Annotated in this window: 7 protein-coding genes; 6 read left to right on the top strand and 1 reads right to left on the bottom strand. The window is 44.2% G+C overall.

Going from position 1 to position 13,717, the window contains the following annotated elements:
• Positions 1-154 precede the first annotated feature (154 nt).
• From DW183_RS07000 to DW183_RS06985, 4 genes are all read left to right on the top strand, one after another.
• Complete coding sequence (locus DW183_RS07000) at positions 155-2,746, top strand: family 78 glycoside hydrolase catalytic domain (protein WP_118281261.1); 2,592 nt, start codon at positions 155-157, stop codon at positions 2,744-2,746.
• Positions 2,747-2,846: 100 nt separating this feature from the next.
• Positions 2,847-4,100 carry a helix-turn-helix transcriptional regulator gene (locus DW183_RS06995; RefSeq protein WP_118281260.1) on the top strand — a complete coding sequence of 418 codons (1,254 nt, stop codon included), beginning with the start codon at positions 2,847-2,849 and terminating at the stop codon, positions 4,098-4,100.
• Between the two features lie 136 nt (positions 4,101-4,236).
• Entirely contained in the window at positions 4,237-5,928 is a 1,692-nt protein-coding gene (locus DW183_RS06990) for an MFS transporter (RefSeq protein ID WP_118281259.1), read from the top strand.
• A gap of 12 nt (positions 5,929-5,940) precedes the next feature.
• Positions 5,941-8,301 (top strand): glycoside hydrolase family 2 TIM barrel-domain containing protein, encoded by a 2,361-nt coding sequence (locus DW183_RS06985; protein WP_118281258.1) that lies wholly within the window; start codon positions 5,941-5,943, stop codon positions 8,299-8,301.
• A gap of 109 nt (positions 8,302-8,410) precedes the next feature.
• Here the strand turns inward: DW183_RS06985 and DW183_RS06980 are convergent, their stop codons facing one another.
• Positions 8,411-11,110 carry a glycoside hydrolase family 3 protein gene (locus tag DW183_RS06980; protein WP_118281257.1) on the bottom strand — a complete coding sequence of 900 codons (2,700 nt, stop codon included), beginning with the start codon at positions 11,108-11,110 and terminating at the stop codon, positions 8,411-8,413.
• Between the two features lie 123 nt (positions 11,111-11,233).
• On the opposite strand from DW183_RS06980, the gene DW183_RS06975 reads away from it, so the two are divergent.
• Positions 11,234-12,448, top strand: coding sequence for an AraC family transcriptional regulator (locus tag DW183_RS06975; protein WP_158573033.1), 1,215 nt, complete (start codon positions 11,234-11,236; stop codon positions 12,446-12,448).
• Positions 12,449-12,501: 53 nt separating this feature from the next.
• On the top strand, positions 12,502-13,710 hold the full coding sequence (locus DW183_RS06970) for an NADP-dependent isocitrate dehydrogenase (protein WP_118281255.1): 1,209 nt from the start codon (positions 12,502-12,504) through the stop codon (positions 13,708-13,710).
• Positions 13,711-13,717 lie beyond the last annotated feature (7 nt).

Genomic DNA, 13,717 nt, shown 5'->3' with positions numbered 1-13,717 from the left:
TTTACACTGTATCTTATGCTGGTTTTTAAAAACGGTTACAGAAATAATCAAAAAGTAAAATAAACGATAATAAAGAAAAGAAAAAAATATAAAGAACCATTTTTTCCATTTATACTAATGCTAGAAACGATTTGTCAGAAAGGGAGTTATTTTTATGAGAGCAGTAAGACTTAGAACTTCATATTTAAAAAATCCCATGGGGATGGATATTACAAAGCCGCGTTTTTATTGGAATTGCGAGGGTGGTGAGAAACAGACTGCCTATGAAATCATGGCAGAATGCAATGGAAAAGAAATCTTTCATACCGGCAAGGTGGTCTCTGATGCCATGACGCATATTCCATACGCCGGAGAGACTTTGCAGAGTAGAGACATAGTGACATGGAAGGTCAGACTTTGGGATGAAAAAGATCAACCAGGAGCGTGGAACAGTGCCAGCTTTGAGATGGGACTTTTGGAAGAAAGTGACTGGCTGGCAAAATGGATCAGCGGAGACTACAAGCCTAAGAAAAAGGAACGCTATCCTGTGGATTGTTTCAAAAAGGATTTTCAGACGAAAAAAGAGATAAAAAAGGCCAGACTTTATGCGAGTGCGCGGGGGCTCTATGATGTCTGTATCAATGGAAGCCGCCTGACGGACTTTATTTTAGCACCGGGTATGACGGATTACAGAAAACGCATACAGTATCAGACTTATGATGTGACCGGACTTTTGCAGGACAAGAATACTTTAGAACTACGTCTGGCAGATGGTTGGTATCGGGGTAGCAGTGCAGCCTATGGCGTAACGGAGGTCTATGGAAACCAGACCAGTCTGATCGCACAACTGGAAGTGATCTATACCGATGGAAGTAAAGATGTCATTGCAACGGACGGCTCATTTGCATGGAGCAATGATGGACCAATCCGTTTTGCAGATTTAAAGGATGGAGAAATCTATGATGCCGAGAAAAAGCCGTCTTATCAGGGAAAAGCAGTTGAGATCATGGATTCTGCAAAAAACAAGCCACATTTACAGGCATCCAACAATGTAGCAGTACAGGAAAAAGAAACCTTTCAGCCAAAACTTCTGATCGCAAAAGATGGCACAAAAGTCTTGGATTTTGAGCAGAACATGGCCGGATATATTGCATTTTCTATCCATGGAGAAAAAGGGCAGAAACTTGTTCTGAAATGTGGCGAGGTATTGGATGAAGAGGGAAGAGTTGATTTGTCCGGTATTCAGGAGACCAGACCGGCAAAGGGGTGGAGCCAGATGGATCTGATAAAGAAATTGATGGGAGCACCGATCAAGGGAGCGACAGAGGTCACACCAAAGCAGGAGATCAACTTTGTTTGTAGTGGAAGTGAGGATTCCTACAAGACATCCTTTGCTGTATTTGGTTTCCGTTATGCTGAAGTGGAGACAGATATTGCCATCAAGCCGGAGAATTTTACCGCCATTGCAGTATATTCGGATATGGAAACCGTAGGAGAATTTAACTGCTCTAATCCAATGATCAATCAGTTGTATCAAAATACACTTTGGAGTATGAAAGGAAACTTCTTAGATCTGCCGACGGATTGTCCGACGAGAGAACGTCTGGGCTGGACAGGGGATGCGCAGATTTTCTTTTATACAGGTGCTTATATGATGGATACAGCGGCTTTCTTCAAAAAGTGGCTTTTGGATATGCAGGATGCTCAGTATAAAAATGGAACCATTCCGGCGGTTCTTCCATATCAGGGTGTAGACATGATGTACAAAGCGACAGGTGTTTCTGTGGGCTGGGCGGATGCTGTTTATCTGATCCCTTATCGTTATTATAAGCGTTATGGTGATCTGTCCGTGTTGGAAGATTGCTGGGATATGATAGAAAAGTATGCCGCATATCTATGGAAACATCTGGGTATGACAGACAAGAAGGCTGCAAAAGAGAATCCATACAATGCCTACACGTATGAAAAAGGCGTGCATCTGGGCGAGTGGCTGGAGCCGGAGAAGTTTAGGGACAAGGAATATGGAGCACAGGCAAAGCATCCGGAAGAATGTACGGCTTATTTCTATCTGTCTATGACGACGATTGGAGAGATTGCCGGACTCCTTGGCAAAAAAGAAATCGAGGCAAAGTGTCAGGAATATGCAAAGGGTGCAAAGAAAGCCTATCATAGCCTAATCGTGGAAAGTGGAAAACTGCGTACCAACCGTCAGGCAAAATTAGTACGTCCACTTGCTCTTGGCCTTTTGGACGGGGCTGAAAAAGAAGATGCCCAAAAGTGGTTGGTGGAGGCGGTAAAAGACTATGACTATTGTGTTGGAACAGGCTTTGTGTCAACGCCATTTCTTCTGCCCGTCTTGGCAGAGGCAGGAGAAGTAGAGACTGCCTATCGGATGCTGGAAAACACGAAAAAGCCGGGCTGGCTTGGGGAGGTGGCAGATGGAGCAACAACAATCTGGGAAAACTGGGAAGGTGACGTCAGTCACAATCATTATTCACCGGGCGCTGTCTGTGAATGGCTTTTTAGCGGCGTTTGCGGTATTCAGGTAGAAGGGGAAAATTATTTCGTGATCGCACCTTTACCGGGTGGCAGTCTGACCGATGCCAGTGCATCTTATCAGAGTATTTATGGAAAAGTGTCGGTTGCATGGAAAAAAGAGGAGAAAAACATCTCTTATGAGATTGAAATTCCAGCGAATACGTCAGCATTGGTACGTTTTCCAGATGGAAGAAAGCAGACACTTGGTGCCGGAAAATATCATTTATAGATAGGCTTAGAGCGAAAGGTTTTGCCTTTTTTATATGTGTCATATCTTGAGAAAAACGGATGAATGCTTTAGTATAGCAATCAGAGAGGTATGAAAGCAGATGAAAGATGTAAAGATGGATGATGTGCGCTTTGTCTTGGAACGTTTTTTCTATGGGTGGAAAATGAATGCTATCGTTTTTGATGCCGATGGCAAACTTGTGGACTTTGTTATGGGAACCAGGGAAAAGGTGGATTTTTCAAAAAAAGAGGAACTGGAAGGTAGCATAGATGTCGAGGATAATGACTTATATGATACGATCCATAGCAAAGCAGAGAAGGCAAATGCGCCAATTATCTATGTGGGGCAGGATGGAATTTACTATCTGGCATTTTGGGATGATGAGAAACGATTCTTTCTTTTTGGCCCGGCGGCAATTGAGGAATTATCTTTTGCCCAACAAATCGCCTATCGAAGAAGACATCAGATAAAAAAACAGGGCTATCTGGTGCCAAAGATACCGCTGGCATCCTCCTTGAACGGTGTAGCACTTGTCTATTACACGCTGACAGGAAGACAGGTGACGGAGAGACATATCTTTGAAGCAAGTCATCTGAAAGAAGGGGATATTGATCTGAAACAGGATATGATGGTCTATGAGACAAAAAATACTGTGGAAGAGAAGCAGCACCTTGCATATCAGGAAGAATTAAACTGGCTGAGTCGGATTGAAAATGGTACTTTAAAGACACTGGATGATCAGATGACACCGGAAAATCTGGAAAAGATGGAACGCATTGGTACACTGACTGGCGGAAATTCTATGAAACAGTATGAGTACATGGCAGTGACATCGGTTACGCTCGCTTCCCGTGCAGCCATTCGTGGCGGTGTTAATGCTTATGAGTCTTATCGGTTGAGTGAACTATATATGCAGAAAATCTCAATTTGTACCAACGCTATGGAGATATTGCAGATTCATATGCAGGCGGTTTTAAAATTCGCGGAATTGGTGCGTCAGTCAAAAGAAAACCGCAATTATGACTGTGTGGAGCAATGTAAGGATTATATTGCAAGACATCGTACCCAGAAGTTTTCTCTGGAAAAGGTATCCGAGGCGGTTGGAAAGAATGCCAGTTATCTCTCTCGTCTGTTTTCTGAGCAGACAGGCATGACTATGCAGGATTATGCCATGAATGTGCGCCTGGAAAATGCTGCCAACCTGCTTCAATATTCCAATGAGTCGATCGGCGAGATCGCGGAGTATTTGAACTTTTCATCGCAGAGTTATTTCGGCGAAAAGTTTAAGAAAAAATATGGACAGACGCCGGTGTGTTATCGACGTGAGCACAAGATACGTGATTTCGTGGAATAAAAGTAGTTTTTATATTTTGGAAAAATAAAAGATAAAAAAGCAAATATAACGATAACTATATAGGGGTTCCTTTGTTAACATTAGTTTAACAAAAGGGATTCCTATTTTATTTCAAAGGAAGAAGGAGAAAAAGTTTATGGGTAAAATGATGACAAAACTCTTTGCAAAGCCGCTTTTTGATTCTAAGATCAAATCGGCAAACACAGAGGGCAAAGAAAAAGTTTGGGGTTATTTTGTAGGACCAATGTTTATGTGTATGGCGTATTATGGTATTGCCGGTACTTATCTGACACAGTTCTATACGGATGTCTTGGGCTTGAGTGGTGTAGTACTTACCATGATGCCAGTCTTTTCTAAGATCTTTGATGCCATTACCAATATCATCATGGGGCGTATCATTGATAAGACAAAGACCAGACAGGGAAAGGCAAGACCTTGGATTTTAATATCCGGTGTGCTGATCATGCTTACCGGTATTATGCTTTACAATGTGCCAAGGGCAAGCCAAAGTGTACAGTTGGTATGGATTGTCATTAGTTACAATCTTTTCTTTGCCTTTGCCTATACCATCTACAATATGTCACATACGTTGATGGTGCCATTGGCAACAAGAAATACAAGACAGCGTGACAGTCTTGCTATGCTGACATCCACTGGAACATCTATGATTCCGGGAATGCTGGTTACTATCATTATGCCGATTCTGGTTGCCAAGATGGGCGTTGGACTGTCTGCACAGGGCAATTGGGCAAAAGTTATGAGTATTATTTCTATCTTTGCCCTTCCTGCGGTATTGGTGGAATACTACTTTACAAAGGAACGTGTAACAGAAGAAAACATCAGCGATGATGGTGAGAATACCATGCAGATTGCTGCCATGAAAGATCAGATCAAGGCATGTGTGACCAACAAGTACTTCTGGATGGTTATGGCATTCTGGGCAATTTTCCAGTTGACACAGAATCTGCAGACAAATGTTATGCTTTATTTCTGTAACTGGGTATTGGGAAGTTCGGTTACGCAGGGCGCGACCAATCAGATTCTGGTAAATGCTGTCGGTCAGGCACCGCTTGGCTTTGGTATCTTTATTCTCTGGCCGCTGATCCATAAGTTTGGTAAGCGCTGGGTTACTCAGATCGGTTTTGTAATCGCTGCTGTCGGATGTCTGATCATTTTCCTGAATCCACACAGTCTTGGTACGGTTTTGGGTGGATGTGTCCTGAAATCCTTTGGTATGCTTCCAACATATGCCATGGCAGCATTTTTGGCAGAGGCAATGGATCACATTGAGTGGAAGAATCACTATCGTGCAGATGGTTTTATCGCTTCTATGAACACGATCATTATTACAATCTCCGCAGGTATTGCGCAGACTTTGATTTTGGGTGGACTTAACGCATCCGGATACATATCACCGGCATCGATCGGAGCTACATCAGATACCATTATCAACCAGCCGGCTTCTACACAGTCCTTTATCATCTGGATGTTTGTAGGTGTCGAAATGATCGGATATCTGATCATTTCCCTGATCTTTACCTTCTATGATCTGGAAGCAAAGATTCCGCAGATTTCTGCTGATATCACAGCCCGTCATAAGGCAGAGGCAGAAGCACGCGGTGAAGTATGGATTTCACCGGAAGAAAAGCAGGCAATGGAACAGGAAGAACAGGAGCGTAAAGCAGAAGAGAAGCGTATTGAAGAATTAAAGGAAAAATGTGCTAAGAAGGGGCTGGATTTTGACGAAGAAGAAGCAAAGTATCAGGCAAAATTAGCCGAGGCAAAAGCAAAAGCAGAGGCAAAGGCTGCTAAGAAGAAAAAGAAATAATAGGAGAAGATCATGGTTCAAAGTATGAATGACGGATGGCTGTTTTATAAGGAGGGAGATAAGCAGAAACAATCAGTGATGCTTCCCCATGATGCCATGCTGCATGAAAAAAGAGATCCAAAAGCAGAAAGTGGAAGTGCCGGTGCTTTTTTCCCGGGCGGCGTGTTCTGCTATGAAAGAAAAATAATGTTGACGGAGGATCAGGTGCAAATGCACCTGACCCTTGAAGTTGAAGGTGCATATAAAAATGCTGAAGTTTTCGTAAATGGTCAAGAGGTTTATCAGGCTGCTTACGGTTATAGTCCGTTTTTCGTCATCTTGGATGGGCACATCAAGGCAGGAGAAAATACAATTCTTGTTAAGACGGACAATAGCCAACAACCGGACAGTCGTTGGTACAGTGGTGCCGGAATCTATCGTCCGGTCTGGCTACATATCCAACCCAAAGATCATATTGCCATCGAAGGCATCCGTGTAAAAACGGTGTCTATAGATCCTACCGTGATGGAAGTATCTGTAGAGCGCACCGCCGGCAAGGTGCAAGTAGAAATTATCGATGCAGAGGGCAAGCAGGCCGCTACTGCTTTATTAGAAAAGGATTCTGTACAGATTCCGCTACCAAAGGCACATCTTTGGTCGGAGGAGATTCCCTATCTGTATGGTATAAGAGCATCCCTTCTGGGGGCAGATAGCTCTATCCTGGATCAGGCGAAGGACACCTTTGGTGTTCGCCTGATTACATGGAGCCCTAAGGGATTTTTTGTAAATGGAAAAGAAACGCTTTTGCGAGGTGGATGTATTCATCATGACAATGGCGTTTTAGGGGCTTGCACCTATGATGAGAGCGAAATGCGCCGAATCCGTATTTTAAAAGAGAATGGCTATAATGCCATTCGTTGTGCACATAATCCTTGTTCTAAGGCGCTTCTTCGTGCTTGTGATGCGCTTGGCGTTTACATTATGGATGAAACCTGGGATATGTGGTATAGCCACAAGTCCAAATATGATTATGCGACAGAGTTTATGAGTCACTACAAAGAAGATTTGGAGGCTATGGTCAGACGGGATTATAACCATCCATCTGTTGTCATGTATTCCATTGGCAATGAGGTCAGCGAACCGGCAAGTCAAAAGGGAGTTGCCCTATCACAGGAGATGGCAGACTATCTCAGAAATCTGGATGAAACGAGAGCCGTTACGGCAGGATTTAACCTTATGATTATCAAGTCTTCCGCAGAAGGTAAAGGCGTCTATAAGGAAGAGGGGGGAAGAAACGACAGTAATGAGGCAAAAGCCGCCGGTATGAGCAGTACCATGTTTAACATGATCACGTCCATGGTTGGAACAGGTATGAACAAGGCTGCCAATGGGAGAAAGGCAGATGAAGTGACCAGTCCGGGATGTGCGATACTTGATATTTGCGGATATAATTATGCATCCGGTCGCTACGCAAAGGAAGGACAGATTCATCCGGATCGTATTGTGGTAGGTAGTGAGACCTTCCCACAGGATATTGCCAAAAACTGGGCTATGGTCAAAAAATATCCATATCTGATCGGTGATTTTATGTGGACAGCATGGGATTATATCGGAGAAGCAGGCGTTGGCACTTGGTCTTACGAGGCGGATGCAAAAGGTTTTGACAAGCCTTATCCATGGCTTTTAGCAGATACAGGTGCATTTGATCTTTTGGGCAATCCGACCGGAGAGGCAATGTGGGCAAAGGCAGTCTGGGGCTATGCCAAGCAGCCTCTGATCGGTGTGCAGCCATGCAATCATCCAAATGAAAAGATTATTAAGGCTACTTGGCGTGGTACAAATGCCATCCCTAGTTGGTCATGGAAAAACTGTGATGGCAATAAGGTGATGGTTGAGGTCTATGCAGATGCTGCCAAAGTAGAACTTCTTGTCAATGGAAAATCCTTGGGATGCAAGAAAGTAAAGGATGCAAGAGCCATCTTTAAGACTACCTATGTCACCGGTAATGTGGAGGCGGTGTCTTATGATGCAGCCGGCAAGGAAATCGGCAGAAGTCGCCTACAGTCGGCAAAGAACGCATCGCTTCATCTACTGCCGGAAAAGAAAGAGGTATCTGTGGGAGAAATTGTTTATGTCAAGGCAGTGCTCGCGGATGATTCCGGCAATGTGGAATCCAATCAGGATAGCAAGGTACAAGTTACCGTCGAAGGCGGAAAATTGCTTGGCTTTGGCAGTGCCAATCCAAGAACGGAAGATCGCTTTGATGCCGGGGAATATACGACATACTACGGTAATGCACTGGCGGTCATCCGGGTGACGGATGCCAATGTTGTCACGGTTCAGGCTAAGACAGAAGATGGCTCATGGGTAGAATGTCGGATACCAGTTATATAAACAAAGTGATAACATATGTAAGTGTAAAATAGAAAAGCAGTTTGTGATCAGACATGATAGATTGTCTTCACAAACTGCTTTTTACTGTCTATAAATAGAAGGGGCTTATTTAGGCCTGTGTCCGCTTACGGATGACGCGATACATATACTTGATATTCTGGCGAAGTCGATTTTCGCTAATTGTGCCATTTTTAATACCTTCGATAATCGGACTTACATAGGTATCGTCCGTAGTGCCTGGTGTCATCCAGCAGTTGCCTGCGGCAATGGCTTTGGCAACATCGGCGGTATCGTAACTGTTCCAGTCTGTCATTACATAGCCATTGAAGCCGAATTCGTTTCGAAAGATGCCCTGGATCATCTCTTCGTCCTCGGCTGTAAAGACACCATTACATGCATTGTAACCGGTCATGATAGAATCCGGTATGTGGATGTCAAAGGCTACCTCAAAGGTGCGCAGATAGAGTTCGCGGAGGGCACGCTGTGAGACGATGGAATGATTACGCTTTCTGGATGATTCTGCATTGTTACAGCAAACATGTTTAATGGATGCAGATACGCCATTTTCTTCCAATCCCTTGCATTGATTTCCTGCCATGATGCCGCCCAGCAGCGGATCCTCAGAAAAATACTCCGGATGACGGCCGCAGAGTGGATTCCTATGCAGGTTCATGGCCGGCGCCAGAATCATCTGCACATTGTTTTCTCTGGCTTCTTCGGCAATCACGCGACCGACTTGGTAAGCCAGATCAGGATTCCAACTAGCACAGACCAGATTAGAGGTAGGCATACCAATATTTGGTTTGTTGATATTGACACCATTATTGCCGTCTGCAACAGCAAAGTAAGGAATATCTCGTCCTTCCAATTGATAGATGCGTCCGGCAACGCCGACATCCTGCATACCCCAGCCGGAACTTGCACAGACAGAGAAGCGGGCTAGTTCCTCGACAGACCAGTCATCGATAAAGGAATCGTCGATGGCTTCTGTATCCGGAATGTTTGCACGGATGGTCTTATGCTGAAGTTCATGCACGTCTGCGATGATACCACTCTTTTTGCCGCTAGGATACGTGTTTTCATCCTTTTTGGAAAGGCGGGTAAAGTCTACCGGTGGTTTCATATAATCACCAACAATTTTGATGGTCTGGGTTTCTGTTGCTGTAATGGAAGCCACTTCTGTGAGGGCATGGATGTCATCCCCGCAATAGAAATGATATTCGCCAGCCTCTGTGATAAAGGCATGCCTTTCTTCATCGTAGGAAGCAAGGTTTTCTACAGGAACGTCCAGTGTTAAAATCTCGGAGGCTCCGGCAGCAAGCAGTGATGTTTTGGAAAAGGCAACCAGACGCAGTGCCGGTTGCTCCAGTTTCCCATCCGGGATGGTGGCATAGATCTCAACGACTTCTTTTCCGCTTACCTTTCCTGTATTGGTGACAGTGGCAGAAATGGAAATATGAGATAAGTCCTGTCCCGTGCATAAAGATTGGATGGCAAAGTTGGTGTAGGACAGACCGTGTCCAAATGCATAGGCGACATCTTTTTTGAACGTTTCAAAATAACGATAGCCTACATAGATATCTTCCTCATACACGGTATCGATCCAGATATCATCATCTGCGCCAACGGATTCTTCTGCACTTGGTGCAACATAGAAGTTATGTGCAGAAGGAATATCAAAGTAATCGAGACTCCAGCTATCTGGCAGTTTACCGGATGGATTGGTCGTTCCGTTTAAGATATTTACCAGTGCCTTACCGCCAAGCATGCCGGAAAATCCGGTCCAGATAACAGCCTCAACTGCCACGTCCAGTGTCCAGCGGACATCCATAGGATAGCCGGAATTGATGATAGCAATTATGTGGGCATATTTTTTCTTGGCTTCGCAAATCTGTTTTTCTTCCGCATCGGTCAGATAAAACTCCCCCTGAAAAGTTCCGTTGTCAAAGTTCTCTCCGGATGCGCGTGAGATTACAAAAAGACAGGTGTCGGCATTTTCAGTGAGGATAAAGTTACTGTCTGCCAATGCCTGTCCAAGGCGTACATGGTAGCGCGGATTGATCTTTCCGGCACCGACAGCACCGTCACGGAAATTTTCCTCACCGATCACGGCGAGTTTAGTATCTTTGACAAGGGGAAGCAGTCCATTATCATTCTTTAAGAGAACCATGCCTTCCTCAGCAGCCTTTTGCGCGATGGCTTCGTGGGTAGCGTAGGCAGGATCCGGCAGATTTTTAGCAACCGTGGAAATGATATAATCCTGTGGATCCATAACATTACCGTCGGTATCAGTAAATCCTTCAAAGTGGAAGGTATAGTCTGTGCCGTATTGGGTGCAGATGTCGCGAACATAGACGCCCATTAACTGCATACCGCCCGCAATAGACATGGTGGAAAGAATGTATTTGACAGGAATTCCATCGTAAGTGACCTGACCTTTGATATGTTCATCTATCGGTTTGGAAAAGGAAAGTATGAAACAACCGGAAAAGGCATGATTGAGCATATACATCTTGCCATCGACATCATCAATGTCATATTGTGCCACGGTTGAACCTCCCTTTAGGATGGGCTTCTTCTTACTTGGATCCAAAGGCGTCAGATCCACGTCCGCTCCATTTGCCAGCGCGAGTATGGCATCGGCAAGTTGTGCAGATTCCGGTTGTGCGACTTTTAACTGTGCCAGTGTAAGGGGTGTCAGGTAGCCCTTGGCAGGACCGCTAACCATCTGTGGTGCGGCTTTTTCCAGAAGTGCCATGACCTGGGGCAACTCTAAGAGTTCTCCTATGCTTGTGTTTTCTGTGTACATAAAAACCTCCTTGAATAAATAAATTCTACCTAAAGCATATTGCAGAAAAAGAAAAAATGGAATAGGATAAAATGACAGAAAAATATGCAGAAAGTGACATGTATATCAACAGAGGTAGAAAACATGAATGCATTTGACGAGGGGAAAAAAGAACCTGAAAGCAGGGACGACTATATGAGACAGAAAGAGGAAATGCAAAAGGAGTATGGGAGGATCTTTCGCAGTCTATGTTCCGGGGATTGCGAGATTTTGGAGAACGATGACTATATTGCCTGCATGATACGGACAGCCCAATGTCTGAAAGAGGAGAATGCCAGGGAATATCGCTGGCAGGCATTTGAAACAGTCAGCGAATTGCCACAAAGTTATAGGACACCCTTGGCACAATTGTTTCTGGAAGTACAAAGTGAACCTGATCAGGATGCGCAAAAGCGTCTGCAGGAGATCTTCCGTGTACAGCAGGAAGAAATTTTTTTACAAAATGATAGCAGTATTTCATCTGCCTTTTTGCAGCCGGGCATGCTTCCACACTGGCATAAGAATAATTATTTCGATATTATTTATGTTATGGAGGGAGAAAGTCAGTGCTTTTTCCGTCAGGAGAAACTAGAACTCGTTGAGGGGGATGTGCTGATCGTGCCGCCGGATATTGAGCATGGAGAAGGCGTGCGAGATCTCGATGGCAGGACGATGACATCAGCGATCCGCAAGCGGACCTTTTTAGAGATTTTCTTTCGGGTATTTTCCGGCAATCCTTTACTATATTCTTTTTTTCAACGGATTTTCCGTGGAGAGGAAGAGATAAGTTATATTCTTTTTCATACAGCAGAAAAGGATAAGCCGGATATGACGGTTGCACGTTTGTTTGATCATCTTTGGGAGGAACAGAAATGCAAGGAAAAATACCACAGTGAGATGTGTGAGACTATCATGAATGCGATTTTTGTGCACTTGCTTCGCTATTATGAACAGAATCTGGTTTTTCCACAGGACTGTAAAGCCAACTGGAAAAAGGAATATGCTAAGATTTTTTGGTATATTAGTGAGAATTATCGCAGTGTGACTCTGGAAGAACTGGAGGATAGGTTTCATTATAGCAGACGCCAGTTGATCCGCATTGTGCAGAATGCAACAGGGAAAAATTTTAAAGATGTGATTCGCGATATGAAGATGGAACGAGCAAAGATGCTTTTGCGGGATACCACACTGCCCGTGGAAAGAATCGCAATGGAGTGTGGATACGAGAATGCATCCAGTTTTACCAGAATTTTCAAGCAAACAGTGGGGGTAAGCCCCCACGCTTACCGACATGGAATATTCGTGACTTTACCACAGTAAAAAGTTTTGCTATACTAAAGTACAATAGTGAAAATGCTAAGGAGGCAAATGACATGAGCAAGATTATGATGAAGACACCACTGGTTGAGATGGATGGTGATGAGATGACAAGGATCCTTTGGAAGATGATCAAGGATGAATTGTTACTGCCGTTTATAGATTTAAAGACAGAATACTATGATCTCGGTCTTGAATATCGTAATGAGACAAATGATCAGGTGACAATCGATTCAGCAGAGGCAACAAAGAAATACGGCGTTGCTGTAAAATGTGCCACAATCACGCCAAACGCAGCGCGTATGCGTGAATATGATCTGAAAGAGATGTGGAAGAGTCCAAACGGAACCATCCGTGCCATCTTGGACGGAACGGTATTCCGCGCACCGATCATCGTAAAAGGAATTGAGCCTTGCGTAAAGAATTGGAAGAAACCGATCACGATCGCGCGTCATGCATATGGAGATGTCTACAAAAATACAGAGATGATTGTTCCGGGACCGGGAAAAGTAGAACTTGTTTATACGGCTGAAGACGGCAGTGAGACGAGAGAAGTGGTACATAACTTTACCGGCACCGGTGTTGTTCAGGGACAGCATAACCTGAATGATTCTATCGAAAGTTTTGCAAAGGCTTGCTTTAACTATGCCTTAGATACAAAGCAGGATCTTTGGTTTGCGACCAAGGATACCATCTCTAAGAAATACGATCATACCTTTAAGGATATTTTTCAGGAGATTTATGAGGAGTCTTATAAGGATAAGTTTGCCGAGGCAGGCATTACTTATTTCTATACCCTGATCGATGATGCCGTAGCTCGTGTGATGAAGTCTGAGGGCGGTTATATCTGGGCTTGTAAGAACTACGATGGCGATGTCATGAGTGACATGGTATCGTCTGCTTTTGGATCTCTTGCCATGATGACCTCTGTTCTGGTATCTCCACAGGGCGTCTATGAGTATGAGGCGGCTCATGGAACCGTACAGAGACATTATTACAAGCACTTAAAGGGAGAGGAGACATCCACGAACTCTGTTGCTACGATCTTTGCATGGACAGGCGCACTGAGAAAACGCGGTGAGTTGGATGGCACACCGGAACTTTGCGATTTTGCAGACAAATTGGAACAGGCATGCATCAAGACGATTGAGGATGGAAAGATGACAAAAGATCTTGCTCTGATCACAAGTATTCCAAATCCAGTCGTTTTGAATAGTGAGGAATTTATCAAAGCCATCAGAACAAGGCTTGAGGGCATGTTATAGGAGGAAG

This window comes from Roseburia sp. AM16-25, from assembly GCF_003473825.1.
Classification (GTDB): Bacteria; Bacillota; Clostridia; order Lachnospirales; family Lachnospiraceae; genus Pararoseburia; species Pararoseburia lenta.
This window is presented reverse-complemented; position numbering and strand designations above follow the sequence as displayed.